The following is a 25799-nucleotide window of genomic DNA, read 5'->3' as shown; positions in this document are numbered from 1 at the left end:
TCGAATCCTGACGTGCTGAGGAGCCAACCACCATGACCGACAAACTGATCATTTTCGACACCACCTTGCGCGATGGCGAGCAGTCGCCCGGCGCTTCGATGACGCGCGACGAGAAGCTGCGCATCGCCCGCCAGCTGGAGCGGCTGAAGGTGGACGTGATCGAGGCCGGTTTCGCCGCCTCGTCCAATGGCGACTTCGAGGCGGTCAAGGCGATCGCCGGGGCCATCAAGGATTCGACCATCTGCTCGCTGGCCCGTGCCAACGACCGCGACATCTCGCGTGCTGCAGAGGCCTTGCGTGGCGCGAATTCGGCGCGCATCCACACCTTCATCGCCACCAGTGCCCTGCACATGGAGAAGAAGCTGCGCATGACGCCCGAGGAAGTGCTGCAGCAGGCCCGCCTGTCGGTGCGGTTTGCGCGCAACCTGTGCGGGGACGTCGAGTTCTCGCCGGAAGACGGCTACCGCTCGGACGTGGATTTCCTGTGCCGCGTGCTGGAAGCCGTGATCGACGAGGGCGCCACCACGCTGAACATCCCCGACACCGTCGGCTATGCGATCCCGGAGCTGTACGGCAACTTCATCAAGACCCTGCGCGAGCGTGTCCCGAACTCGGACAAGGCGATCTGGTCGGTGCATTGCCACAACGATCTGGGCATGGCGGTGGCCAATTCACTGGCGGGCGTGAAGATTGGTGGCGCGCGCCAGGTCGAATGCACGATCAACGGCCTGGGCGAGCGCGCGGGCAACTGCTCGCTGGAAGAGATCGTGATGGCGGTGAAGACCCGCCGCGATTACTTCAACCTCGATCTCCGCATCGACGCCACGCAGATCGTGCCGGCTTCGCGCATGGTGGCGCAGACCACCGGCTTTGTCGTCCAGCCCAACAAGGCGGTTGTCGGTGCCAACGCGTTCGCGCACGCGTCCGGCATCCACCAGGACGGCGTGCTCAAGGCGCGCGATACCTACGAGATCATGCGGGCCGAAGACGTGGGCTGGGCCGCCAACAAGATCGTGCTGGGCAAGCTCTCGGGCCGCAATGCCTTCAAGCAGCGCCTGCAGGACCTGGGCATCTCGCTGGAGTCCGAGGCCGAGGTCAACACCGCCTTCATGCGGTTCAAGGACCTGGCCGACCGCAAGAGCGAGATCTTCGACGAGGACATCCTCGCGCTCGTCAGCGACGAGAGCGTCAGCGCCGATGTGGAGCACTACCGGCTTCTGGCACTTTCGCAGCAGTCCGAAATGGGCGAGCGGCCGCACGCCAAGGTGGCTTTTTCCGCCGGTCCGACCGAATACCACGCCGAGTCCGACGGCAATGGTCCGGTGGATGCGACCCTCAAGGCGATCGAGTCGAAGCTGGCGTCCGGTGCCGAGCTTTTGCTGTATTCCGTGAATGCCATCACGTCTGGCAGCACGGAATCACAGGGTGAGGTCACGGTTCGGCTTCAACATGGCGGGCGCGTCGTCAACGGTGTCGGCTCCGATCCGGACATCGTGGTCGCGTCGGCGAAGGCCTATCTGGCCGCGTTGAACAAGCTGCACAGCAAGGCCGAACGAGTCGCTGCGCAGGGTTGACACAGGGATCGCACGAACAGGGGGATAAAACTGAAAATCATCAAGGCTTGCGGGCCTTGTAGGGAATGGTTTCCTTCACCTAGACTGAAATCAGTGTCCTGTCGTGCGGTATCCAAAGGTATTTTGTGAATCAGATCAAGTTGAGCCTGGGGCGGGCTTCGGCAACGAAGTGGGTGTCGATGGTGGTGGGGGTATCGATGCTGGTATGCGGTCTGGCTGAAGCCGCGCCGCATGCCAAAAAATCATCGGCCAAAGGCAAGGTGCACGCCAGCAAGGTGCGTCAGATGGCGCCCCGTGTCGCTCGGCCGGTCGAGGTCACGGAGCCGTTGCGGTTGTCCTTTGGCGAAGCCGGCGGTCTGCATGCGACGCGGGATCCGCTGGATCTGAAATCGAGCGTCGCGCTGGTGGTCGATCAGGACACGTCGGAGGTGCTGTTCAGCAAGAACTCCCAGGCCGTGCTGCCGATCGCCTCGCTGACCAAGCTGATGACGGCCATCGTGGTCGTGGAGTCGCGTGCCCCGATGGACGAAATCCTTCAGGTCACGGAAGACGACATCGACACCGAGAAGGGCAGTCGGTCCCGTCTGGTGATCGGCTCGCAACTCAGCCGGGGCGATCTGCTGCATCTGGCCCTGATGTCGTCCGAGAACCGCGCGGCGCACGCCCTCGGTCGCCACTATCCCGGTGGACTGCCTGCATTCGTGGCCGCCATGAACCGCAAGGCGGCCGCGCTCGGCATGTCCAGCACCCGCTACGTGGAACCCACGGGCCTGTCGAGCGACAACCAGTCCAGCGCATCGGATCTGGCCCGGCTGGTGAAGACGGCCTACAACTTCCCGCTGCTGCGGCAACTGTCGACGTCGCCGGAGCTGGAGGTGGCGCTGGGTCACCGCACGGTGCAGTTCCACAACACCAACAAGCTCGTCACCAATCCCACCTGGGAAATCGGTCTCCAGAAGACGGGCTACATCGTCGAGGCCGGGCGCTGCCTGGTGATGCAGGCGCGGCTATCGGGGCGGCACCTGATCATGGTGTTCCTGGATTCCGCTGGCAAGTACTCCCGTCTGGCCGACGCCGAACGGGTGCGCCGCTGGCTGGAAACGTCCGACATGGTCCGGCCGGTGCAACACGTGCCGACGCCGACGGCGCGTTCTGCGGCTTCGGTGTCCTGAGCGCCGGTGTCCTGGCTGCGGTCAGGGCTGCCGGTACCCGAGCGCCGTGGAAATCGCGGCGGCGGTGTCCAGCAGCTTGTCGCACCAGCTTTCTTCGAGCCGGTCGGCCGGCGCCGAGATGGACAGGCCGGCGATCAGGCGGCCCTGGTCGTCATGGATGCCGGCCGCCATGCAGCGCACGCCCAGCTCCAGCTCTTCGTTGTCCCGTGCCAGCTCGGTCTGTCGCACCCGCGTGAGTTCGCGCTCCAGCAGGGGCAGGTCGGTGATGCTGTTGCGGGTGTGGCCGGCCAGTCCCGTGCGGGTGGCGTAGCTGCGCACCCGCTGCGGATCGTCGTGTGCGAGAAACAGCTTGCCGACCGACGTGAGGTGCAGGGGCGCACGGCCACCGACCGCACGCACCACCTGCATGCCGGAACGTTCGGAATAGGTGCGTTCGATGTAGACGATCTCGTCCCCCTGCCGCACCGAGAGGTTGACGGGCTGGTGGGTCAACTTGTGCAATTCACGCATCGGCCCCAGCGCCGCATCCCGGACATCCAGCCGTGCCTTCACCAGATTGCCCAGTTCAAGAAGTCGCATTCCGAGGCGATAACTGCCCGCTTCAGGCCGGTCCACGAAGCGACCGATGGCCAGATCATTCAAGATCCGGTGTGCGGTCGACGGGTGCAGGCCGGTCTGCTCGCTGATCAGTTTCAGCGAGACAGGATCCTGGTGCGCGGCCAGCACATTCAATAGCGTGAACATGCGGTCCATCACCTGAATGGCCGGTGTCTGACTGGAACTGTCCTTTTTCGTCATGGTGACTCGTTTGAAAATCAATGCCTATTTTTGCATGGCGAAACAGTGGATGCGGGCGTCCCTGGGGATTGTTGTCTGCGGTCTGTGGATGGTGGGCGCAGAGCCAGCGTTGGCCCAGCCCGGAGATGCCGTGCCGCAGGCCGTCCCCGGCCCCGCCGCGTCGACGCCAGCGATGCGGCCGCGGCCTCTGACGCGTGTTCCCCGCGTCATCGGTCGGCTGCATGCCGCGGATCTCGGGCTGGTCATCAACATGGCTGATCCGTACTCGGTCGAGGTCGGTGAGTACTACCGGCGTGTTCGCGGCATCCCGAGCCACCATGTTCTGCGCATTGACCTGCCCGTGCAGCCCCGTCTCTCGGTGGCGGATCTGGAGCGGCTGCGCCGACGCATCGACGAGCAGTTCGACAACGGGGTCCAGGCGCTGGCGCTGGCCTGGACGCAGCCCTATGCCGTCGAATGCCAGTCGATCACCTCCGCCGTGACGCTGGGCTTCGAGGCCCAGGTGTGCGAGCAGCCCTGTGGCCGCCGCACGGCCACGCCGTATTTCAATTCGGCCTCGTCGGCCCCGTTCAAGGATCTGGGCTTGCGCCCGTCGATGCTGCTCGCGTCGTCTGACGTGGAGCGTGCGCGTCGCCTCATCGACCGCGGTGTGGCGTCCGACGATACCCTCGGTCTGGTGGGCGCAGCCCCGGTGCAGGCCCATTTCATGACGACGGCCGATGCCACGCGCAGCGTGCGGTCGGCGCTGTTCCCGCCGGCTGGCCTGCAGCGGCGCATCGGGCTGGAGAACCACCTCGGCAACGGCGACCTGCCACGCGAGACTGCCCGGGTGGTGCTCGTGCAGACCGGGGTGGCGCAGTTCCAGGGTGCCGATGCGATCGACTGGGTGCCCGGGGCGCTGGCCGACCACCTGACCTCGTTCGGTGGGCAACTCGACCGCACTGGCGGACAGAGCACGGTGCTCGACTGGCTGGATGCCGGGGTGACGGCCAGTTATGGAACTGTCAGCGAACCGTGCAACCATCTGCAGAAATTCCCCCATCCGCAGATCCTGTTGCTCCATTACCTGCAAGGCAGTACGGCGCTGGAAGCCTACTGGAAAAGCGTGGCATGGCCGCAGCAGGGCGTATTTGTCGGAGAGCCGCTGGCTGCGCCATTTGCCCGTCAGTGAGTGGTCAGTGCGTGGGCGGATAACTGGCAAACGAGCCGCAATAAGAACGAAGGAGACTGTCGTGACACACGACCACTGCAGCATCTGCTGCACCTTGGAGCATCCGTCAGAGGCGACTGTGCGTCATTTTGGCCACAACCCGTTTCGGTGCTCATCAAAACGACATCTCGGGCACCTTGCCGCAGGTGCTAAAGTCACTGGCTTGACTTTATAGGTCCTTCCCGTCCCCTTTCCTGGCAACAGCTAAGGCGGGTCGCGATCCGCCAATCGGTTTAGCCGAGTCGCGGAAGGTTGTCCAACCCATCGGAGCCCCGGATACCAGGGCGCAAGGTGAGCGAAATATGATGCAGCAATACAGGACGAACTCGTACCTCTTCGGTGGCAATGCCCCTTATGTCGAAGAAATGTATGAGGCGTACCTCGACAATCCGGGCTCGGTGCCCGACAACTGGCGCGATTACTTCGACGCGCTCCAGCACGTTCCGGCCACCAATGGCTCCGACAGCCGTGATGTGGCCCACGCACCCGTCATCGAATCCTTCGCCCAGCGCGCCAGGGCGAATGCCTTTGCACACAAGGCCAGCGAAGCCGATCTGGCGGTTGCACGCAAGCAGGTCCACGTCCAGTCCCTGATCGCCGCCTACCGCTCGCTGGGCTCGCGCTGGGCCGACCTCGACCCGCTCAAGCGCACCGAACGCCCCAAGATCCCCGAACTCGAGACGGCGTTCTACGACCTGACCGAGGCCGACATGGACATCACGTTCTCGGCCACGAACACGTACTTCACGAAGTCCGACAGCATGACGCTGCGGGAGATCCTGCAGGCCCTGCGCGAGACCTACTGCGGCACCCTCGGCGCGGAGATCATGCACATCACCGAGCCGACCGAAAAGCGGTGGTGGCAGGAGCGCCTGGAGTCGATCCGCAGCAAGCCGTCGTTCTCCACCGAGCAGAAGAAGCACGTCCTCGACCGCCTGACCGCCGCCGAGGGTCTGGAGCGTTTCCTGCACACCAAGTACGTCGGCCAGAAGCGTTTCTCGCTGGAAGGCGGCGAGAGCTTCATCGCCTCGATGGACGAGCTGGTCCAGCGTGCTGGCGAGAAGGGCGTCCAGGAAATCGTCATCGGCATGGCCCACCGCGGCCGCCTGAACGTGCTGGTGAACACCCTGGGCAAGATGCCCAAGGACCTGTTCGCCGAGTTCGACCACACCGCCCCGGAAGATCTGCCGGCTGGCGACGTGAAGTACCACCAGGGTTTCAGCTCGGACATCTCCACCCCTGGCGGTCCGGTCCACCTGAGTCTGGCGTTCAACCCGTCGCACCTGGAAATCGTCAACCCGGTGGTCGAAGGCTCCGTGCGCGCCCGCCAGGACCGCCGCGAGGACAAGATCGGTGCCCAGGTGCTGCCGGTGCTGGTGCACGGTGACTCGGCCTTTGGCGGCCAGGGCGTCAACCAGGAAACGCTGATGCTGTCGGCCACGCGGGGGTACTCCACCGGCGGCACGGTCCACATCATCATCAACAACCAGATCGGCTTCACCACGTCGGACCCGCGCGACCTGCGCTCGACGCTGTACTGCACCGACATCGTCAAGATGGTCGAGGCGCCGGTGCTGCACGTCAACGGCGACGATCCGGAAGCGGTCGTGCTGGCCACCCAGTTCGCGCTTGACTACCGCATGACGTTCCACAAGGACGTGGTGCTGGACATCATCTGCTTCCGCAAGCTGGGCCACAACGAGCAGGACACCCCGGCGCTGACCCAGCCGCTGATGTACAAGAAGATCAGCGCGCACCCCGGTACCCGCCGCCTGTACGCCGACAAGCTGTCCGCCCAGGGTCTGGGCGAGACGCTGGGTGACGACATGTTCAAGGACTATCGCTCCGCGATGGACCAGGGCCGTCACACCATCGATCCGGTGATCAGCAACTTCAAGAGCAAGTACGCGGTCGACTGGGCGCCCTTCCTCGGCAAGAAGTGGACCGATGCCGCCGACACCGCCATCCCGCTGACCGAGTGGAAGCGTCTGGCCGAGCGTCTGACGACGTTTCCCGCCAGCGTCAATCCGCACCCGCTGGTCAAGAAGGTCTACGACGACCGTGCCGCGATGGGCCGTGGCGAGGTCAACGTCGACTGGGGCATGGGCGAGCACATGGCCTTCGCCTCGCTGGTCGCCGCCGGCTACCCGGTGCGCCTGTCGGGCGAAGACTGCGGCCGTGGCACCTTCACGCACCGCCACGCCGTGATCCATGACCAGAAGCGCGAGAAGTGGGACGAAGGCACCTACATCCCCGCGCAACACGTCGCCGACAACCAGGCCACCTTCACCGTCATCGACTCGATCCTGTCGGAAGAGGCGGTCTTGGGCTTCGAATACGGCTACGCCGCGGCCGAGCCGAACACGCTGACCATCTGGGAAGCGCAGTTCGGCGACTTCGCCAACGGCGCGCAGGTCGTGATCGACCAGTTCATCGCCTCCGGTGAAGTGAAGTGGGGCCGTGTGAATGGCCTGACGCTGATGCTGCCGCACGGCTACGAAGGCCAGGGCCCGGAGCACAGCTCGGCCCGCCTGGAGCGCTTCATGCAGCTGGCCGCCGACGCCAACATGCAGATCGTGCAGCCGACCACGGCCAGCCAGATCTTCCACGTGCTGCGTCGCCAGATGGTGCGTTCGCTGCGCAAGCCGCTGGTGCTGTTCACGCCGAAGTCGCTGCTGCGCAACAAGGATGCGACCTCGCCGGTGAGCGACTTCACCAAGGGCGATTTCCGCACCGTCATCGCGGAGCAGAAGGCCGACATCAACCCGGAGAAGGTCAAGCGTGTCATCGCCTGCTCGGGCAAGGTCTACTACGACCTGGTCAAGAAGCGCGAAGAGAAGAAGTCCGGCGACGTGGCCATCATCCGCGTCGAACAGCTCTATCCCTTCCCGCACAAGGCGTTTGCCCACGAGCTGAAGAAGTACCCGAACCTGACCGACCTCGTGTGGTGCCAGGACGAGCCGCAGAACCAGGGCGCCTGGTTCTTCGTGCAGCACTACATCCACGAAAACATGCAGGACGGTCAGAAGCTCGGCTACGCCGGTCGTCCGGCCTCGGCGTCGCCGGCGGTCGGCTACGCGCACCTGCACCAGGAGCAGCAGAAGACGCTGCTCGACCAGGCATTCGGCAAGCTCAAGGGCTTCGTGCTCACCAAGTAATCCAAACAGGTTCCTACCATCATGGCCATTGTTGAAGTCAAAGTCCCCCAGTTGTCCGAGTCGGTTGCGGAAGCGACCATGCTGCAGTGGAAGAAGAAGCCCGGCGATGCCGTGGCGATCGATGAAATCCTGATCGAGATCGAGACCGACAAGGTCGTGCTCGAAGTGCCGGCGCCCGCCGCTGGCGTGCTGGTTGCACTGGTCGTCGGCGACGGCGGCACGGTTGCCAGCGAACAGGTGATCGCCAAGATCGACACCGAAGGACAGGTGGCCGTCAGCCCGCTGCAGATCGCGGCCATTCCTGCCACGACGGCAGTGGCTGCCGCGCCCGTGGCCGCCAGCAAGGGCGATGTCGCCATGCCCGCCGCTGCCAAGCTGCTGGCCGACAACGGCCTGAACGTCGGCGACGTCGCCGGCTCCGGCAAGGACGGCCGCGTCACCAAGGGTGACGTGCTGGGCGCCGTCGCCGCGGGTGCCAAGGCAGCTCCGGCGCCGGTGGCTGCTCCGGTGGCGGCCAAGCCGCTGCCGGCCGTGGCTGCGCCGGTGGCGCTGGGCGACCGCGCCGAACAGCGCGTGCCGATGAGCCGCCTGCGTGCCCGCGTGGCCGAACGCCTGCTGCAGTCGCAGTCGCAGAACGCCATCCTGACCACGTTCAACGAAGTGAACATGGCGCCGCTGATGGACATGCGCAAGCGTTTCCAGGACAAGTTCGAGAAGGAACACGGCATCAAGCTCGGCTTCATGAGCTTCTTCGTCAAGGCCGCGGTCGCTGCCCTGAAGAAGTTCCCGGTGCTGAACGCCTCGGTCGACGGCAATGACATCGTCTACCACGGCTACTTCGACATCGGCATCGCCGTTGGCTCGCCGCGTGGTCTGGTGGTGCCCATCCTGCGCAATGCCGACCAGATGACCTTCGCCGACATCGAGAAGAAGATCGCCGAATTTGGCAAGAAGGCCAAGGAAGGCAAGATCTCGATGGACGACCTGACGGGCGGCACGTTCTCGATCTCGAACGGCGGCACCTTCGGCTCCATGTTGTCGACCCCGATCATCAACCCGCCGCAGTCGGCCATCCTGGGCGTGCACGCCACCAAGGACCGCGCCGTGGTCGAAAACGGCCAGGTCGTCGTGCGCCCGATCAACTATCTGGCCATGTCCTACGACCACCGCATCATCGACGGCCGCGAAGCCGTCCTGGGTCTGGTGACGATGAAGGAAGCGCTGGAAGACCCGGCCCGCCTGCTGTTCGACATCTGATCGACACCATGTGAGTCATGAGCGCCCCTTCGGGGGCGTTCTGCCAAGTGACGCGAAGTTTTCAGGAATTGAACATGTCCAAGCAATTTGATGTCGTCGTGATCGGCGGCGGCCCCGGCGGCTACATCGCCGCGATCCGTGCAGCGCAGCTGGGTTTCCAGGTCGCCTGCATCGACGAGTGGAAGAACGACAAGGGCGGCCCCGCTCCCGGCGGCACCTGCACCAACGTCGGCTGCATCCCGTCCAAGGCGCTGCTGCAGTCGTCGGAGCACTACGAGCACGCCGCCCACCACTTCGGCGACCACGGCATCAGCCTGGACAACCTGAAGATGGACGTGGCCAAGATGGTCGGCCGCAAGAACACCGTCGTGAAGCAGAACAACGACGGCATCCTGTTCCTGCTGAAGAAGAACAAGGTCAGCTTCTTCCACGGCCGCGGCTCGTTCGCCAAGGCGGTCGAAGGTGGTTATGAAGTCAACGTCGCGGGTGCCGCCAACGAGGTGCTGACGGCCAAGAACGTCATCGTCGCGACCGGCTCCACCGCCCGTGCGCTGCCGGGCGCCGCCTTCGACGAAGACAAGATCCTGTCGAGCGACGGTGCGCTGCGCCTCAGCGCCGTGCCCGCCCGGATGGGCGTGATCGGCTCGGGCGTGATCGGCCTGGAAATGGGCTCGGTCTGGCGCCGTCTGGGTGCAGAGGTGACCATCCTCGAAGCCATGCCCGGTTTCCTGGGCGCCGCCGACGAAGGCGTGGCCAAGGAAGCGCTGAAGGCGTTCAAGAAGCAGGGCCTGAAGTTCGAGTTCGGCGTGAAGATCTCCAAGGTCGATGCGTCGGGTGATGGCGTGGTCGTGTCCTTCGCCGATGCCAAGGGCGCCGAGCAGACGCTGGTGGTGGACAAGCTGATCGTCTCGATCGGCCGGATCGCCAACACCGTCGGCCTGAACCCGGAAGCCGTGGGCCTGCAACTCGACGAGCGCGGCATGGTGGTCGTGGACGGTGACTGCAAGACCAACCTGCCGGGCGTGTGGGCGGTGGGTGACGTGGTGCGCGGCCCGATGCTGGCGCACAAGGCCGAGGAAGAGGGCGTGGCCGTGGCCGAGCGCATCGCCGGGCAGCACGGCCATGTCAACTTCGCGACCATCCCCTGGGTGATCTACACCAGCCCGGAAATCGCCTGGGTCGGCCGCACCGAGCAGCAGCTCAAGGCGGACGGCGTGGCGTACAAGGCTGGCCAGTTCCCCTTCCTGGCCAATGGCCGCGCGCGTGCGCTGGGTGACACCACCGGCTTCGTCAAGTTCCTGGCGGACGCCACGACCGACGAGATCCTGGGCGTGCACATCGTCGGCCCGATGGCCTCCGAGCTGATCTCGGAAGCCGTGGTCGCGATGGAGTTCAAGGCCTCGGCCGAAGACATCGCCCGCATCTGCCACGCGCACCCGTCGCTGTCGGAAGCCACCAAGGAAGCGGCGCTGGCCGTGGACAAGCGCACGCTCAACTTCTGATCCCTGGTGGATCGGGCGCAGGTCTGTCCTGCGTGTCAGAACCGAGGGGCGGCGCGAGTCGCCCCTTTTTCCGTTGTCCCACCCTCACGCCTTGCCGACCATGCCCACCGTCACCGAGATCTACCACCAGACCCTCGCCGAGCGCGGCTACCAGGCCGATCCTGCCCAGTTGCGCGCCGTGGCGGCTCTGCAGCGTTGCCAGGATGAATGGATCGCCTACAAGTCGCGCCGCAGCAATGCGCTGACCAAGGCGCTGATCCGGCCGCCGCTGCCGCGGGGCGTCTACATGCACGGCGGGGTGGGGCGGGGCAAAAGCTTCCTGATGGACAGCTTCTTCCAGGCCGTGCCGCTGCAGCGCAAGACGCGCCTGCACTTCCACGAATTCATGCGTGAGGTGCACCGCGAGCTGCAGGAACTCAAGGGCATCGCCAATCCGCTCGACGAGTTGGGCAAGCGCATCGGGCGGCGTTTCCGGCTGATCTGCTTCGACGAGTTCCATGTTGCCGACGTGACCGACGCGATGATCCTGCACCGCCTGCTGGACGCGATGTACGCGAACCGGGTGTCGATCATCACGACGTCCAATTTCCACCCGGACGAGCTGTACCCGAACGGGCTGCACCGCGACCGCATCCTGCCCGCCATCGAGCTGCTCAAGGCCAAGCTGGAGGTCATCAACGTCGACAACGGCACCGACTACCGACGGCGCACGCTGCAGCATGTCCAGCTCTACCACACACCGCTCGGTCCGCAGGCGGACGCCGCGATGACGCAGGCCTTCGACGAGCTGGCCGAGGTGAAGGACGAATCGCCCGAGCTGCGCATCGAGAGCCGGGTCATCCAGGCGCGGCGCAAGGCCGGTGGCGTGGTCTGGTTCGACTTCAAGCAGCTCTGCGGCGGACCGCGCTCGCAGAACGACTACCTGGAGCTGGCGACCCAGTTCCACACGCTGCTGCTGTCGGATGTGCCGATGATGCCGCCGCGACTGGCCTCGGAAGCGCGGCGCTTCACCTGGCTGATCGACGTGCTCTACGACCGGCGCGTGAAGCTGATCGTCTCGGCCGCCGTGCCACCGGAGGAGCTGTACACCGAAGGGCCGATGTCGCATGAATTCCCGCGCACCGTCTCGCGTCTGACGGAGATGCAGTCCGAGGAATTCATGGCGCTGGAGCGGCGCGACGTGGATACGTCGCTGACCTGATCCCCGGGGGCGGGGAGGCCTTCAGCCCAGCGTGTCGAGCCGGACGAGGGCGAGCGAGAGGTTGTCGCCGCCGCCCCGGGCACGCTGGCGTGCCTTGCTGATGAGCATCTTGCTGGCGTCCCGCGGCTTGAGCGCGTTGACGATGGTGCCCAGCTCGCGCGAGGTGAAGTAGTGCCAGAGGCCGTCGCTGCACACCAGCAGCGAGTCGCCCGTTTCCAGCCGGTCCATGCGGGCCACGGTGATGGGCGGGTCCTCGTCCGCGCCGAGGCAGCCGGTCAGCAGGTGGGCATGGGGATGGTCGTTGGCCTCTTCCTCGTTGATCTCGCCGTCTTCGACCATGCGCTGCACCAGCGAGTGGTCGAAGGTGCGCGTGAGCATGTTCGAGCCACGGAACACGTACACCCGCGAGTCACCCGCATGGATGATGTGGCACTCGCGGTTGGGCAGGACGAGGAAGGCGGCGAGGGTGCTGTGCGGCTCCTGTTCGGAGGTGATCGCGGTCAGCTTGATCATCAGGTGCGATTCGAGCACGATCTTGCGCAGCAGCTCGGACGCGGAGTCCTTGGCCGGCGCGAAGCGTTCGAAGAGCTGGCGGGCGATCAGCACCACCTGGTCGGCGGCCTTGCGGCCCCCGCTCTTGCCACCCATGCCGTCGGCAAGAATGGCCAGCAGGCAACCTTCGGCGCGAGGGTGTGTGAAGACCTCCACCTGATCTTGTTGATACAGTCGATCACCGCGGTCAATGCCTGTGGCCGCGAGCAGTCGATATCCAGGGGAGTCCGGTGTCATGTCGAAAACTATAAACGGTTCATCCCGCATTTCCCGTTCATGAAGCCCACGTCAGAGCGAATAGCGGCAACGAGCGCACGATCCCCGCTGCGCGCTGAGGTGGCGCAGGCGTTTGCCGCGGACGGCGAGCTGGCGCAGGCCGATCCGCGCTTCCAGGCGCGCGTGGTGCAGACGGACCTGGCCGACGCGGTCGCCGAGGCGCTGGAGTCGCGCAGCGTGCTGGTCGCCGAGGCCGGCACGGGGGTCGGCAAGACCTTTGCCTACCTGGTGCCGCTGCTGCTGTCCGGGCTGCGGGCGATGGTCAGCACGGCCACCAAGAGCCTGCAGGACCAGCTCTTCCTGCGCGACCTGCCCCGGCTGATGCGTACCTTCGGTCTGCCGGTGCAGATCGCGCTGCTGAAGGGGCGTGGCTCCTACCTCTGCCTGCACCGGCTGGAGCAGGCCCGGCACACCAGCGAGTGGCCGGACCGGCAGGCCATGCGCCAGCTCGCCCGCATCGAAGTCTGGGCGCAGGGCACCCGCACGGGGGATCTGGCCGAGCTGGACAGCCTCGACGAGCGCTCGCCCGTGATCCCGCTGGTGACGTCGAACCGCGAGAACTGCCTCGGCAGCGAGTGCCCGAAGTTCCGCCAGTGCCACGTCGTGCAGGCGCGCCGAACGGCGCTGCAGGCGGACATCGTCGTGGTCAACCACCACCTGTTCTTCGCCGACATGGCGCTCAAGGACACCGGCATGGCCGAGCTGCTGCCGACGGTGGACGCCGTGATCTTCGACGAGGCGCACCAGCTCAACGAGGCCGGTGTGCAGTTCCTGGGCAAGATGCTCGGCACCAGCCAGTTGCTCGACTTCAGCCGCGACCTGCTGGCGATCGGGCTGACCGAGGCGCGCGGCTTCGGGCCGTGGACGGAGCTGGCGGCACGCTGCGAGCTGGCGGCGCGGGAGCTGCGGCTGGCGAGCGCCGGGCCGCTGCGGGGCGCCGTGCGGCTGCGCTGGGAGGAGCGCGCCGGCCGCCCCGAGTTCACCGAGGCGCTGGAGCGTGTGCGCACAGTGAGCACCGAGACGCTGGAGCACCTGGTCGCCGTGGCCGATGGCGGCCCCGATCTGGCCAAGCTCGAAGACCGCGCGCGTGCGCTGGTGGCCCGCGTCGAAGCCTTTCTGCAGGCGCCTGCACACGACCACGTGCGCTGGATCGACCTGACCGCCCACCAGGCCCGCCTGACCGAGGCGCCGCTGGACATCCGCGAGACGCTGCGCGCGCAGGTCGAAGGCGGCAGCCGGGCGTGGATCTTCACCTCGGCCACGCTGGGTGCGGATCCGGCGCTCAGCTGGTTCACCCGCAGCGTCGGCATGGAGGAGGCGCGCACGCTGCAGGCCGGCAGTCCCTTCGACTACGCGGCGCACGCCCGCCTGTATGTGCCGACGCGCTTCCCCAAGCCGGGCGAGCCGGCGCATCCGGGCGCGGTGGCCGAACTGGCCGGACGCTGCGCGCAGGCGCTGGGCGGCCGCACCTTCGTGCTCACGACCACGCTGCGTTCGCTGCAGCAGATCGGCGCTGCCTTGCGCGAGCGGTTGGCGCCGGACGGCATCGCCGTGTTCGTGCAGGGCGAGGCGCCGAAGCGGGCCATGCTGGCGCAGTTCCTGGCCGCGCCGCGCGGGGTGCTGGTCGGCTCGCACAGTTTCTGGGAGGGCATCGACGTGCCGGGGGATGCGCTGCAGTGCGTGCTGATTGACAAGCTGCCGTTCCCGCCGCCGAACGATCCGCTGGCCGAGGCGCGCAGCCGGCAGCTGGAAGCCGAGGGCGGCAATGCCTTCAACGACTACTTCATCCCGGAAACCGCGATCGCGCTGAAGCAGGGTGCCGGGCGGCTGATCCGCAGCGAGACCGACCGCGGCCTGCTGGTGGTGTGCGACAGCCGGCTGGTGCAGATGGGCTACGGTCGGCGCCTGCGGGCCGCGCTGCCGCCGATGACGCCGCTGGCCAGCGAGCAGGAGGCGCTGGCGTGGCTGCGGGAGCTGGCTGCCGCCCACGACGCTTCGGTGTCGGGCACCTCGGCGCCGGTCTAGCCCCTGATTGGTCAGCGCCTGGAGGGGTCAGCCGATCACCACAGGCGCCACCAGCGCGCTTTCTCGTCGTAGTCGCGGCCGATCCACGCACTGCGCGGGTAGGTGGTCTTCAGCACCCGCTGCGCGTCGTCGCGCAGCGGCGCCAGCCCGAGCTTGTCGTAGCTGGCGGCCATCAGGAACAGGGCTTCTTCGGCGGCCGGCACGCCGCGGAAGTCCTGCAGGGCCTGCTGGGCGCGGTTGGCCGCGGCCAGGTAGGCGCCGCGCATGTAGTAGTAGCGCGCCACATGCACCTCGTAGGAGGCCAGTGCGTTGACGATGTACTTCATGCGCACCTTGGCGTCGGGCGCGTACTTCGACTCGGGGAAACGCTCGACGAGCTGCTTGAAGCTCTGGTAGGCGTCGCGCGAGGCCTGCTGGTCGCGCTCGGACAGGTCCTGCTTGGCGATGGAGCCGAACAGGCCGAGGTCGTCGTTGAAGTTGATCAGCCCTTGCAGGTAGTAGGCATAGTCACCGGCGGGGCTGGTCGGGTGCAGCTTCAGGAAGCGCTCCACCACGGCCAGTGCGCGCGCTTTCTCCTGCTGCTTATAGAGCAGATAGGCCTGTTCGAGCTGCGCCTGCTGCGACAGCAGGGTGCCGGCCGCGCGGCCTTCGATGCGTTCGTAGAGCTTGATTGCACGGTCGTTGGCGCCGTTGGCGGCCTCTTCCCGGGCCTCTTCGTACAATTTGGCAATGCTCTTGCCGTCATCGACGTTTTTGGGCTCCGACGCGCAACCGCCCAGTTGACAGGCCAGCGCCACTCCGAGCACAAGGGAGGCGAGGCGCAGAGCCGGTGTCGGGCAGGGCTTGAACATGGTGGTCATGGGCCGGACCCGCAGGTCGGGCCAGATTGGATACAGAGCGTGAATTATATGAACGGGCCCCAGGGCCAGCATGAAGCTTCGGAAGTTGTCGAGGACATTGAAGAGGAGAGCCCGGAGCCAGGGGGTGCAGCATCGCCTGCCGAGGTTGAATGTCGGCAGGCCGAGGTCGACCGGGCCTCCCACGGACTGCGCCTGGACAAGTGGCTCGTGGGGCTGGCGCCGGAGTTCTCGCGCAGCCATCTCCAGCAGCTGATCGAGGCCGGCCATGTGCACAGCGCCGGTCAGGTGCTGACCAGCGCGTCGCGCAAGGTGGGGGCCGGGCAGATCATCGAGGTGGCGCTGCAGCCCACGGCGCAGAGCAGTGCCTTCCGCGCCGAGGCGATCCCGCTGGACGTGGTCTACGAGGACGAGACGCTGATGGTGGTGCACAAGCCGGCGGGGCTGGTGGTGCATCCGGCGGCGGGGCACTGGTCGGGCACGCTGCTCAATGGCCTGCTGGCGCACCATGCCGGCGCTGCGTCGCTGGCGCGGGCGGGCATCGTGCACCGGCTCGACAAGGACACCTCGGGCCTGATGGTCGTGGCCAAGACCCAGCTGGCGCAGACCGCGTTGACCCGCGCCATCGCGGCGCGCGAGGTGCAGCGCGAATACCTGGCGCTGGTGCATGGCGCGGTCGATGAGGAGCCGTTCACCATCGAGGCCCCGATCGGGCGCGATCCGGTGTCGCGCATCCGCATGGCGGTCGTGACCAATGGCAAGCCGGCGCGCACCGACGTGACCTGTCTGGCGGTGCGGGACTTCGGCAAGTCGCCCGAGATCGGGCGGGTCAGTGCCGTGCGCTGCAAGCTGCACACGGGGCGCACGCACCAGATCCGCGTGCACCTGGCGCGGCGCGGGCACCCGCTGCTGGGCGATGGTGTCTACGGTGGCAAGCCGGTGCTGGGGATCACCCGGCAGGCGCTGCACGCGACGCACCTCGGGCTGGAGCACCCGCTGACGGGCGAGTGGCTGTCCTTCGATGCGGCGCTGCCGGACGATCTGGCGGGGGCGTGGAAGCAGGTCACGCAAGCCTGAACACGGGCCGGGGCACACGGCGGGCCGTTCAACGCTAGAATGTGGTCCAATCCAGCAGGAACGCGCCTTGCGCCTGCGTCCTGCGAGCCCCGACCCCACCTGGTCCGGGTGCACACCCCGAAACCCGACAGCGATCTTTCCAGACCGGCCGCCCCTGGCGATGAGCCGGTCAGGTCCGCCCAGGTACCAGACGGAATTCATGAATACACGGGATGCCAAACGCGTCCTCGAGACCGCGCTCATCTGTGCGCACCAGCCCTTGCCGGTTCGCGAACTCCGGCAACTGTTTGATGGTGCGGTCAGCGCGGACACGGTGCGCATGCTGCTGGACGGGCTGGCGCAGGACTGGCAAGGGCGCGGGGTCGAACTGGTCTGCGTGGCGAGCGGGTGGCGGTTTCAGAGCCGCCCGGAGATGCGGGTCCATCTGGACCGGCTGTATCCGGACAAGCCGGCCCGCTATTCGCGCGCCACGATGGAGACCCTGTCCATCGTGGCCTACCGGCAGCCCGTCACCCGGGGTGACATCGAAGACATCCGTGGCGTGACGGTCAGCACGCAGATAGTCCGGCAGCTCGAAGAGCGTGGCTGGATCGAAGTGATCGGGCACCGCGAGGGCCCCGGGCGTCCCGCGCTGTATGCGACGACCCGACAATTTCTGGACGATCTGGGACTGAAATCCCTGGATCAACTGCCATCCCTGGAGGCGATCGGGTCCGACCTGATCGTCGACACAAACCCTGTGCCCTCGGGACCCGATGGCGCATCGTCATCTCTCCCTGAGGCCTGAGGCCGAACGCATGAACGAACATCAAGACACCGCTGACCAGACTGGCGCCGACGCCGCTGCAGAGACCCCCGAGGCCCCGAAGAAGCGCCGAGCGCCCCGCAAGGTGGCCGCAGACGCCGTGGCCGTGGACACGGTGGCGACCGACGCACCGGAAGCGGCTCCTGCCGCGAAGAAGCCACGCGCGCCACGCAAGCCAGCGGCTGCTGCTGTGGTGGCGGTCGAGCCAGCGGGTGATGCGGTGGTCCAGGCGGTCGCTCCAGCGGTGACCGAGGCCGCTGACGTGGCCGCACCGGCCGCGCGCCCCGCACGGGCGCCGCGCAGCCGCAAGAAGGACGTGGCCGCCGAGCCGGTGGCTGCGCAGGACTCCGCTGCGGTGGACGTCGCCCCGAGCGTGGCACCGGTCGCTGAACCAGTGATGTCGGCACCGGCACCGGTGGTGGCAGAGCCGGCTGCGGACGCTGCGCCGGACGCGGGTGCTGCGGCGCCAGCGGCCGAGGAAACGGGTGGTCGCCGCCGCGACCGCGATCGCCAGCGCCGCAAGGAGCGCCGTGGCCCGCGCGAGGACGGCGCTGTTGCCGCCTCCGGTGCGCCCGCCGCTGCCGGTTTCACGGCGGATGGCGAAGAAGAATTCGAGGTGATCGTGGTCAGCGGTGGTGACGACGATCCTGTGGACGCCAGCACGCTGTTCGCCGAGGTGATCTCGGGCGACTACGACGCCGAAGTCGCCCCCGACGCGGACGACGAACTGGTCGATCCAGGCAAGCGCGTGCTGCGCCCCGAGCCCGAGGCGCCCAAGCTGCACAAGGTCTTGGCCCAGGCTGGCATCGGCTCGCGCCGCGAGATGGAGCAGCTGATCCAGGACGGTCAGGTCTCCGTCAACGGTGAAGCTGCCCACATCGGCATGCGCATCGCCCAGGGCGACCAGATCCGCATCGCCGGCCGCCCGATCAAGGTCCGCATCGCGCCGCCGCCGGCCCGCGTGCTGGCCTACCACAAGGAAGTCGGCGAGGTCGTCACGCACCACGACCCCGAAGGCCGCCCGACCGTGTTCCGCCGCCTGCCGCGCCTGCACACCGGCAAGTGGCTGTCGGTGGGTCGTCTGGACATCAACACCGAAGGCCTGCTGCTGTTCACCAACTCGGGTGATCTGGCGAACCAGCTCATGCACCCGCGCTTCGGCGTGGAGCGCGAGTACGCCGTGCGCGTGCTGGGATCCCTGTCGACCGAGCAGCGCGCCCGCCTGCTGGACGGCGTGGACATCGAAGGCCAGAAGGCGGCCTTCAAGTCGATCGAGGATGGCGGTGGCGAAGGCATCAACCGCTGGTACCGCGTTGTCATCACCGAAGGCCGCAACCGCGAAGTGCGCAAGCTTTTCGACAAGGTCGGTCTGGCGGTGAGCCGGCTGATCCGCATCCGTTACGGCACCGTGGTGCTGCCGCGTGGTCTCAAGCGCGGTGTCTGGGTGGAGCTGGACGACCAGGACGTGCGCACGATCCGCACGCTGGCCAATCCCGACCAGCCGGCCCGCGTGGTGCCGAACGATGCCCCGCGTGGCGCCCGGCCCCAGAAGGCACGAGGCCAGGACCGCCCGGAGCGCAGTGCCGAGCCGCGTGCCAACGACCGCGGTGGACGTGGTGGCGAGCCGCGCGCCGAGCGCGATCCGCAGGCGCCGCGTGGCAAGGGTGCGCAGCACGGTGGTGACCGTGGCCAGGACCGTGGTGACCGCCAGGGCGGGCGCCCGAACGGCCAGGGCGGTGCGCCGCAAGGCCAGCAGAACCGTCCGCCGCGTGGCCCGCGGCAGGATGGACCGCCGCAGGGTGGTGGTGGCTACGGCAACCAGGGTGGCGGGCAGGGCGGTGGCGGGCAGGGCGCAGGCCGCAGTCCGCGCAACGAGGGCGACGATCCGCTGCACATCCCGAATCCGCTGGAGCAGACCTTCGACAAGCGCTTCGTGTCCGGCTCCAAGCGCATCACGACTGGCTTCGGCCGTCCGACCGAAGAGCCGACGCCGGGCAGTGGTGGTGGCAACCGCAAGGGCGAGCCGCGCCAGCCGGACCCGATGGAGACCTCGGTGGGCTACATCGGTGCCGAGGCCTACTTCACCCGCCCCGGAGGCGGTAACAACAAGGGCCGTGGCGGCCGTCGGCGCTGATTGACTGACACGCTTCAACGTTAGAATGCCGGGTTTTCCCCGGCTTCGACCCCCATTCGACCGACTTTGTCCTCCCTGTTTCAAGGAAACCATTCCATGGCCATCGAACGCACCCTGTCCATCATCAAGCCCGACGCCGTCGCCAAGAACGTCATCGGCCAGATCTATGCCCGTTTCGAAGGCGCTGGCCTGAAGATCGCTGCTGCCAAGCTGGTGCAGCTGTCGCGTGCCGACGCGGAGGCCTTCTACGGCGTCCACAAGGCCCGCCCGTTCTTCAACGACCTGGTCAACTTCATGATCTCCGGCCCGGTGATGATCCAGTGCCTGGAAGGCGAGAACGCCATCCTGAAGAACCGCGAACTGATGGGCGCGACCGACCCGAAGAAGGCAGAAGCCGGCACCATCCGCGCCGACTTCGCCGACTCGATCGACGCCAACGCCGTGCACGGCTCCGACGCTGCCGAAACGGCTGCGAACGAAATCGCGTTCTTCTTCCCCGGCATGAACGTCTACAGCCGCTGATCGGCTGCTGAACCCGCGCTGACGACATGACCACCGACGCTGCCCTCGACGCTGTCAACCTGCTCGACTTCGACCTCGACGGGCTGGCTGCGCATTGCGAGCGCCTGGGCGAGAAGCGCTTTCGCGCCGTCCAGCTGTTCCGGTGGATCCACCAGCGCGGTGCGCGCGACTTCGACCAGATGAGTGATCTGGCCAAGTCGCTGCGCGCCAAACTCGCCAGCGGGTCGGTCATCCGTCCGCTGGCGATCCTTTCCGAGCACCGTTCTGCCGACGGCACCGTCAAGTGGCTGTTCGACGTCGGCGCCGGGGATGCTGTCGAGAGCGTCTTCATCCCCGAGGAAGGCCGCGGCACGCTGTGCATCTCGTCGCAGGCGGGCTGTGCGGTGGGTTGCCGCTTCTGCTCGACCGGCCACCAGGGCTTTTCCCGCAACCTGAGCACGGGCGAGATCCTCGCGCAGCTCTGGTATGCCGAACACACGCTGCGCCGCGACCTGAACCGTCCCGCTGGCGAGCGCGTGATCACCAACGTCGTGATGATGGGCATGGGCGAGCCGCTGCAGAACTACGGCGCACTCGTGCCGGCGCTGCGCGTGATGCTCGATGACCATGGCTACGGCCTGTCGCGCCGGCGCGTGACGGTGTCGACCTCGGGCGTGGTGCCCTTCATGGACCGGTTGCGCGACGACCTGCCGGTGGCGCTGGCCGTATCGCTGCATGCGCCCGATGACGCACTGCGCAACGAACTCGTGCCACTGAACCGCAAGTACCCGCTGGCCGAGCTGCTGGCCGCGTGCAAGCGCTACCTGGACACGGCGCCGCGCGACTTCATCACCTTCGAATACTGCATGCTCGACGGCGTCAACGACAGCGACGAGCAGGCGAGGGCGCTGCTGGCGCTGGTCGGGCCGAAGGGGCCGGTGGGCCGGCTGCCCTGCAAGTTCAACCTGATTCCGTTCAATCCCTTCCCGGCGTCGGGCCTGAAGCGCTCGGACAACGCCCGCGTGCAGGCCTTCGCCAAGGTGCTCCTCGAGGGCGGGCTGGTCACGACGGTGCGCAAGACGCGCGGTGACGACATCGACGCCGCCTGTGGTCAGCTCGCTGGCGAGGTGCAGGACCGCACCCGGGCGCACGAGCGCATGGTGCGCGCACCCATCCGCATCGTGCGCAGTGCGCCTCCGGCCGCGCCGAACTGACCGATCTCCCCCAGGATGACGATGACCCCACTGCGCTGGTTCGAGCGCCGCACCGGCCGGTGCGGCAGTCTGCTGCTGGCGGTGGTGCTGCTCGCTGGCTGCGTGTCCGGGCCGGCCTTGCCGGTGCCGATGGGCGAAGCCAGCCCCACCAGCGTCAATTCGCCCCGCCCGGCGGCCTCCGGCGGATCAAACGCGTCGAGCGGCTCGTCCAGCGGCCGGCGCGATTTGGTCACCGAGTCGGACGAATCCGACTCCGCCAAGCGGGCGCGCATCCGCACCGAGCTGGCCGCCGCCTACTTCGGACAGGGCCAGTACGTCACCGCGCTCGATGAAGTCAAGCGCGCCCTGTCGGTCGATCCGAACCATGTGCCGGCCCTGAGCCTGCGCGGGCTCATCTACGCCAACATGGGCGAGTACGCGCTGGCGGAGGAGAGCTTTCGCGCTGCCTTGCGGGTCAACCCCGCAGACGCCGACACGCTGCACAACTACGGCTGGTTCCTCTGCCAGCAGCGCCGCTTCGTGCCGGCACGCCAGCAGTTCGAGGCGGCGATGGCGGTGCCGCAGTACCGGGAGTCGGCGCGCACGCTGCTGGCCGCCGGCATCTGCGAAGCGCGCGCCGGCGAGTTGCAGACGGCCCAGATCATCCTGCAGCGCAGCTTCGACCAGGACCCCGGTAATCCGGCCACCGTGTTCAACCTGGCGGACGTCCTGAAGCGCCGGGGCGATCTGGAACGTGCATTTCTTTACATCCAGCGACTCAACCAGACCCCCGAGCTGGTGAGTCCTGAAACGCTGTGGCTGGCGATTCGCATCCAGCACCGACGAAATCTGACCTCGTCCGTGGAAGAATTGGGGGCATTGCTGCGTGCACGATTCCCGAAATCACGGGAGGCAGCGGCCTACGACCAAGGACAGTTCGATGAGTGAAGTGACACCGCTGCCAGCTGGCTCCCTATCGGCTGGCGCCATGCTGCGCGCCGCGCGCGAGGCACGTGGACTGGAAATCGATGCATTGGCGCAGGTGCTGAAGGTGCCCGAGCGCCGACTGGTGGCACTGGAGGCCGATCGCTATGGCGAGTTGCCCGGGATGGCCTTCGTGCGCAGTCTGGCGCAGTCGTATGCGCGTCAGCTCGGTCTGGACGCGACCAAGGTGCTGGCCGTGCTGCCGATGTCCGGGACACCGCCCCAGCAGCTCGAGAATGTCTCGCGCGGGCTGCAGACGCCATACCGCGAAGGGGTGAGCGGCAATACCTTCGGTCGAAGCGGTTCGGGGCAGCCCGAATGGCTCAAGCCGGCCTATCTGCTGCCGGCGCTGCTGCTGCTGGCGGCGCTGGCCTTCTGGTTCGCGCCGCCGATGCGCTCGGTGTTCGGCGGCCTCGGCTGGCCGGCGGCCAGCGCCCCGGCGCCTGCTGGCGGCAGCGCGAGCGCCGTGTCCGAGCTGCCGGCGACGCCGGTGGAGCCGTCGGGTGTGGCCGCATCGGGCGCTGATGGCGCCAGCCTGCAGCCGAGCGGGGTGCTGGTGTCGGCGCCGACCGCGGTCGTGGTGCCTGCGGTCGTGGCCGAGCCGGTGGTGCCTGCAGCGTCGGCTGCCGTGGTGGCCGCCCCGGTGTCCGAAACCGTGCACTCGGCGCCATTGGACGGTGCCCCCGCCGGTGCCAGCGCGCCTTCGGCGGCGACCGGCGCGGTGGTGGTGCGCACCACGGGCGAGTCCTGGATCGAGGTGCGTGACGCGCGGGGTACCGTGCTGCTGTCGCGCACGGTGTTGCCGGGCGAAGTGGTGGGTCTGGACGGCGCCATGCCGATGCGCATGAAGGTGGGCATCGCCAACGTCACCCAGGTGACCCTGCGCGGCGAGCCGTTCAGTCTCGCGCCGTTCACCCGTGGCGCTATCGCCAATGTCGTTCTGAAGTGAGTCTGACCATGAATGCTCCGCTGCCGACCTCCGAACAACCGATCCCGCTGGGCGAGCCCGCTGCGCGCCGCAGCCTGCAGGCCCGCGTGGTCTGGGGCGACCGTGTCGTGACCGTCGGCGGGGACGCGCCGGTGCGGGTGCAGTCGATGACCAACACCGACACGGTGGACGTGATCGGCACCGCCATCCAGGTCAAGGAATTGGCCCTGGCCGGCTCCGAGATGGTGCGCATCACGGTCAACACGCCCGAAGCCGCCGAGGCCGTGCCGCACATCCGCGACCAGCTCGACCGCATGCAGATCGACGTGCCGCTGATCGGCGACTTCCACTACAACGGCCACCGCCTGCTCACCGAGTATCCGGCGATGGCAGCAGCCCTGTCCAAGTACCGCATCAACCCCGGCAACGTCGGCAAGGGCGACAAGCGCGACCGGCAGTTCGGCATGATGGTCGAGGCGGCGATCCGCCATGACAAGCCGGTGCGCATCGGCGTCAACTGGGGCAGTCTGGACCAGGAACTGCTGGCCAGCCTGATGGACACCAACGCCAACCGTGCGCAACCGTGGGAGGCGCGCCAGGTGATGTACGAGGCGCTGATCCAGTCGGCGCTCGACTCGGCGGCCTACGCGGTCGAACTCGGCATGCGGCGCGAGCAGGTGCTGATCAGCTGCAAGGTCAGCGGCGTGCAGGACCTGGTGGCGGTCTACCGCGAACTCTCGAAGCGCTGCGACCATCCGCTGCACCTCGGCCTGACCGAAGCCGGCATGGGCACCAAGGGCACGGTGGCCTCGGCCGCAGCACTGGGCATCCTGCTGCAGCAGGGCATCGGCGACACCATCCGCGTGAGCCTGACGCCCGCGCCGGGCGAGGCGCGCACGCAGGAGGTGACCGTCGCGCTGGAGATTCTGCAGTCGCTGGGCCTGCGCACCTTCGTGCCGAGCGTGACGGCGTGCCCCGGCTGTGGCCGCACGACCAGCACCACCTTCCAGGAACTGACCCAGCAGATCGACCACTTCCTGCGCGCGCAGATGCCGGTCTGGCGCGCTAAGTACCCGGGCGTCGAGACGATGAAGGTGGCCGTGATGGGCTGCATCGTCAACGGCCCCGGCGAGAGCAAGCACGCCGACATCGGCATCAGCCTGCCCGGCACCGGCGAAGCGCCGGCGGCCCCCGTCTTCATCGACGGCGAAAAGGCGATGACGCTGCGCGGCGAAGGCATCGCCACCGAATTCCAGGCGGTGGTCGAGCAATACATCGAGCGTCGCTTCGGCCAGAAGATATGAGCGAAAAAATCCAGGCCGTCAAAGGCATGAACGACCTGCTGCCGCCGGACTCGGCGCGGTGGGAGTGGTTCGAAGACAGCGTGCGCGCCCTGATGCGCCGCTATGGCTACGCCAACATCCGCACCCCGATCGTCGAGCCGACGCCGCTGTTCGTGCGCGGCCTGGGCGAGGTCACCGACATCGTCGAGAAGGAGATGTATTCCTTCGAAGACAAGTTGAACGGCGATGCGCTCACCTTGCGTCCGGAAGGCACCGCGGGCGTCGTGCGCGCGGTGGTGCAGCACAACCTGCTGTACGAAGGCCCGAAGCGCCTGTTCTACATCGGCCCGATGTTCCGCCACGAGCGTCCGCAGAAAGGCCGTTACCGGCAGTTCCACCAGGTCGGCGTCGAGGCGCTGGGCTTTGCTGGTCCGGACGTCGATGCCGAGGTGATCCTGATGGCGCGCAGCCTGTGGCGCGACCTGGGTCTGACCGACGTGCGGCTGGAGATCAACAGCCTGGGCCAGCCCGACGAGCGCAAGGCGCACCGCACCGCGCTGATCGCCCACTTCGAGGCCCACGCCGACGTGCTGGATGAAGAGGCGAAGCGCCGACTGCACAGCAACCCGCTGCGCATCCTCGACACCAAGAACCCGGCGATGCAGCCCATCGTCGAAGCAGCGCCGAAGCTGATGGATTTCCTCGGCGAGGCGTCGCTGAAGCACTTCGACGCGGTGCGCGCGGTGCTGGACGCGGTCGGCCAGCCCTACCGCATCAACCCGCGTCTGGTGCGCGGCATGGACTACTACAACCTGACCGTGTTCGAGTGGGTCACCGACCGGCTTGGTGCGCAGGGCACGGTCTGCGGCGGCGGTCGCTACGACGGCCTGATCGAGCAGATCGGCGGCAAGCCGGCGCCGGCCGTGGGCTGGGGCCTGGGGGTCGAGCGGGTGCTGGCGCTGCTGGAAGACAGCGGTGTGGCTGTCCCGGTGCAGGTGTTGGACGCCTACGCCGTCGTGCCCGACGCGGCCGCGCTGGCCACGGCCACGGTGACGGCCGAGGCGCTGCGCGAGCGCGGCCTGAAGGTCGTGCTGCACGCGGGCGGCAAGGATGGTCCTGGCAGCATGAAGTCCCAGTTCAAGAAGGCCGACGCCAGCGGCGCCCGCTACGCGCTGGTGTTCGGCGGCGACGAACTCGCGCAGGGCATGGTCGCCGTGAAGCCGCTGCGCGAGGGTGGCCGCACCCAGACCCTGCGCCCGCTGGCCGACGTGGCCGCCTGGTCGGCCGAGATCGCCGACTGATCCGGCGGCGC

Annotated in this window: 20 protein-coding genes; 17 read left to right on the top strand and 3 right to left on the bottom strand. The window is 67.4% G+C overall.

All coding sequences use genetic code 11. The features are described 5' to 3' along the window. Window positions 1-32 precede the first annotated feature (32 nt). Window positions 33-1574, top strand: a complete 1542-nt coding sequence (locus AABN02_RS01235) for a 2-isopropylmalate synthase (protein WP_338413100.1) — start codon at window positions 33-35, stop codon at window positions 1572-1574. A 179-nt stretch (window positions 1575-1753) separates the two neighbouring features. After that, complete coding sequence (gene pbpG / locus AABN02_RS01230) at window positions 1754-2746, top strand: D-alanyl-D-alanine endopeptidase (protein WP_338413215.1); 993 nt, start codon at window positions 1754-1756, stop codon at window positions 2744-2746. Between the two features lie 21 nt (window positions 2747-2767). Here the strand turns inward: pbpG and AABN02_RS01225 are convergent, their stop codons facing one another. Further along, a complete protein-coding gene (locus tag AABN02_RS01225; RefSeq protein ID WP_338413099.1) occupies window positions 2768-3490 on the bottom strand; it encodes an IclR family transcriptional regulator in 723 nt (240 codons plus the stop codon). Window positions 3491-3674: 184 nt separating this feature from the next. Here AABN02_RS01225 and AABN02_RS01220 point away from each other — a divergent pair, with 184 nt between their 5' ends. The 5 genes from AABN02_RS01220 to zapE all read left to right on the top strand — a co-directional run bounded on the left by AABN02_RS01220 (window position 3675) and on the right by zapE (window position 11872). Then, a complete protein-coding gene (locus tag AABN02_RS01220; protein WP_338413098.1) occupies window positions 3675-4715 on the top strand; it encodes a TIGR03790 family protein in 1041 nt (346 codons plus the stop codon). A gap of 341 nt (window positions 4716-5056) precedes the next feature. Further along, a complete protein-coding gene (locus AABN02_RS01215; protein WP_338413097.1) occupies window positions 5057-7912 on the top strand; it encodes a 2-oxoglutarate dehydrogenase E1 component in 2856 nt (951 codons plus the stop codon). A gap of 21 nt (window positions 7913-7933) precedes the next feature. After that, a complete protein-coding gene (gene odhB, locus AABN02_RS01210; protein ID WP_338413096.1) occupies window positions 7934-9169 on the top strand; it encodes a 2-oxoglutarate dehydrogenase complex dihydrolipoyllysine-residue succinyltransferase in 1236 nt (411 codons plus the stop codon). A gap of 74 nt (window positions 9170-9243) precedes the next feature. Beyond that, window positions 9244-10671 (top strand): dihydrolipoyl dehydrogenase, encoded by a 1428-nt coding sequence (gene lpdA / locus AABN02_RS01205; RefSeq protein ID WP_338413095.1) that lies wholly within the window; start codon window positions 9244-9246, stop codon window positions 10669-10671. 100 nt (window positions 10672-10771) lie between these two features. Then, entirely contained in the window at window positions 10772-11872 is a 1101-nt protein-coding gene (gene zapE, locus AABN02_RS01200; RefSeq protein WP_338413094.1) for a cell division protein ZapE, read from the top strand. A gap of 21 nt (window positions 11873-11893) precedes the next feature. Here the strand turns inward: zapE and AABN02_RS01195 are convergent, their stop codons facing one another. After that, entirely contained in the window at window positions 11894-12661 is a 768-nt protein-coding gene (locus tag AABN02_RS01195; protein ID WP_338413093.1) for a protein phosphatase 2C domain-containing protein, read from the bottom strand. Window positions 12662-12700: 39 nt separating this feature from the next. Between AABN02_RS01195 and AABN02_RS01190 the strand changes: the two genes are divergently transcribed. Then, window positions 12701-14725, top strand: a complete 2025-nt coding sequence (locus tag AABN02_RS01190) for an ATP-dependent DNA helicase (RefSeq protein WP_338413092.1) — start codon at window positions 12701-12703, stop codon at window positions 14723-14725. A 35-nt stretch (window positions 14726-14760) separates the two neighbouring features. Here AABN02_RS01190 and AABN02_RS01185 read toward each other — a convergent pair whose 3' ends face one another. Next, complete coding sequence (locus AABN02_RS01185; protein WP_338413214.1) at window positions 14761-15576, bottom strand: outer membrane protein assembly factor BamD; 816 nt, start codon at window positions 15574-15576, stop codon at window positions 14761-14763. A gap of 57 nt (window positions 15577-15633) precedes the next feature. Between AABN02_RS01185 and AABN02_RS01180 the strand changes: the two genes are divergently transcribed. The 9 genes from AABN02_RS01180 to hisS all read left to right on the top strand — a co-directional run bounded on the left by AABN02_RS01180 (window position 15634) and on the right by hisS (window position 25788). Next, the gene (locus AABN02_RS01180; protein ID WP_338413091.1) at window positions 15634-16659 is read left to right on the top strand and encodes an RluA family pseudouridine synthase; all 1026 of its coding nucleotides are present in this window, start codon (window positions 15634-15636) and stop codon (window positions 16657-16659) included. Between the two features lie 199 nt (window positions 16660-16858). Continuing rightward, window positions 16859-17446: an SMC-Scp complex subunit ScpB gene (gene scpB, locus AABN02_RS01175; protein ID WP_338413090.1), complete on the top strand. Its 588-nt coding sequence runs from the start codon at window positions 16859-16861 to the stop codon at window positions 17444-17446. 10 nt (window positions 17447-17456) lie between these two features. Beyond that, complete coding sequence (rluB, locus tag AABN02_RS01170; RefSeq protein ID WP_338413089.1) at window positions 17457-19598, top strand: 23S rRNA pseudouridine(2605) synthase RluB; 2142 nt, start codon at window positions 17457-17459, stop codon at window positions 19596-19598. 96 nt (window positions 19599-19694) lie between these two features. Continuing rightward, on the top strand, window positions 19695-20120 hold the full coding sequence (ndk, locus tag AABN02_RS01165) for a nucleoside-diphosphate kinase (protein ID WP_338413088.1): 426 nt from the start codon (window positions 19695-19697) through the stop codon (window positions 20118-20120). A 26-nt stretch (window positions 20121-20146) separates the two neighbouring features. Next, window positions 20147-21313, top strand: coding sequence for a 23S rRNA (adenine(2503)-C(2))-methyltransferase RlmN (gene rlmN, locus AABN02_RS01160; RefSeq protein ID WP_338413087.1), 1167 nt, complete (start codon window positions 20147-20149; stop codon window positions 21311-21313). Between the two features lie 15 nt (window positions 21314-21328). Continuing rightward, window positions 21329-22240 carry a type IV pilus biogenesis/stability protein PilW gene (pilW, locus tag AABN02_RS01155; protein ID WP_338413086.1) on the top strand — a complete coding sequence of 304 codons (912 nt, stop codon included), beginning with the start codon at window positions 21329-21331 and terminating at the stop codon, window positions 22238-22240. After that, entirely contained in the window at window positions 22233-23225 is a 993-nt protein-coding gene (locus tag AABN02_RS01150) for a helix-turn-helix domain-containing protein (protein WP_338413085.1), read from the top strand. Before pilW ends, AABN02_RS01150 begins: the two co-directional genes overlap by 8 nt. Window positions 23226-23233: 8 nt before the next feature. Then, window positions 23234-24508, top strand: coding sequence for a flavodoxin-dependent (E)-4-hydroxy-3-methylbut-2-enyl-diphosphate synthase (gene ispG, locus AABN02_RS01145; RefSeq protein WP_338413084.1), 1275 nt, complete (start codon window positions 23234-23236; stop codon window positions 24506-24508). Next, complete coding sequence (gene hisS, locus AABN02_RS01140; RefSeq protein ID WP_338413083.1) at window positions 24505-25788, top strand: histidine--tRNA ligase; 1284 nt, start codon at window positions 24505-24507, stop codon at window positions 25786-25788. Before ispG ends, hisS begins: the two co-directional genes overlap by 4 nt. Window positions 25789-25799: the final 11 nt, after the last annotated feature.

The organism is uncultured Sphaerotilus sp. (assembly GCF_963924895.1).
Taxonomy (GTDB): Bacteria; Pseudomonadota; Gammaproteobacteria; order Burkholderiales; family Burkholderiaceae_C; genus Sphaerotilus.
The sequence above is the reverse complement of the archived record's forward strand: the minus strand, read 5'-3'. Positions and strand labels throughout refer to the sequence as shown.

Bases quoted from the DNA above. Each gene is read 5' to 3' on its own strand.
- AABN02_RS01235 (WP_338413100.1), top strand. From the start codon at position 33: ATGACCGACAAACTGATCATTTTCGACACCACCTTGCGCGATGGCGAG.
- rluB (WP_338413089.1), top strand. From the start codon at position 17,457: ATGAACGAACATCAAGACACCGCTGACCAGACTGGCGCCGACGCCGCT.
- AABN02_RS01180 (WP_338413091.1), top strand. From the start codon at position 15,634: ATGAACGGGCCCCAGGGCCAGCATGAAGCTTCGGAAGTTGTCGAGGAC.
- AABN02_RS01190 (WP_338413092.1), top strand. From the start codon at position 12,701: ATGAAGCCCACGTCAGAGCGAATAGCGGCAACGAGCGCACGATCCCCG.
- AABN02_RS01150 (WP_338413085.1), top strand. From the start codon at position 22,233: ATGAGTGAAGTGACACCGCTGCCAGCTGGCTCCCTATCGGCTGGCGCC.
- AABN02_RS01225 (WP_338413099.1), bottom strand. From the start codon at position 3,490: ATGTTCACGCTATTGAATGTGCTGGCCGCGCACCAGGATCCTGTCTCG.
- scpB (WP_338413090.1), top strand. From the start codon at position 16,859: ATGAATACACGGGATGCCAAACGCGTCCTCGAGACCGCGCTCATCTGT.
- rlmN (WP_338413087.1), top strand. From the start codon at position 20,147: ATGACCACCGACGCTGCCCTCGACGCTGTCAACCTGCTCGACTTCGAC.
- lpdA (WP_338413095.1), top strand. From the start codon at position 9,244: ATGTCCAAGCAATTTGATGTCGTCGTGATCGGCGGCGGCCCCGGCGGC.
- hisS (WP_338413083.1), top strand. From the start codon at position 24,505: ATGAGCGAAAAAATCCAGGCCGTCAAAGGCATGAACGACCTGCTGCCG.
- pilW (WP_338413086.1), top strand. From the start codon at position 21,329: ATGACGATGACCCCACTGCGCTGGTTCGAGCGCCGCACCGGCCGGTGC.
- zapE (WP_338413094.1), top strand. From the start codon at position 10,772: ATGCCCACCGTCACCGAGATCTACCACCAGACCCTCGCCGAGCGCGGC.
- odhB (WP_338413096.1), top strand. From the start codon at position 7,934: ATGGCCATTGTTGAAGTCAAAGTCCCCCAGTTGTCCGAGTCGGTTGCG.
- AABN02_RS01185 (WP_338413214.1), bottom strand. From the start codon at position 15,576: ATGTTCAAGCCCTGCCCGACACCGGCTCTGCGCCTCGCCTCCCTTGTG.
- ndk (WP_338413088.1), top strand. From the start codon at position 19,695: ATGGCCATCGAACGCACCCTGTCCATCATCAAGCCCGACGCCGTCGCC.
- AABN02_RS01215 (WP_338413097.1), top strand. From the start codon at position 5,057: ATGATGCAGCAATACAGGACGAACTCGTACCTCTTCGGTGGCAATGCC.
- pbpG (WP_338413215.1), top strand. From the start codon at position 1,754: ATGGTGGTGGGGGTATCGATGCTGGTATGCGGTCTGGCTGAAGCCGCG.
- ispG (WP_338413084.1), top strand. From the start codon at position 23,234: ATGAATGCTCCGCTGCCGACCTCCGAACAACCGATCCCGCTGGGCGAG.
- AABN02_RS01195 (WP_338413093.1), bottom strand. From the start codon at position 12,661: ATGACACCGGACTCCCCTGGATATCGACTGCTCGCGGCCACAGGCATT.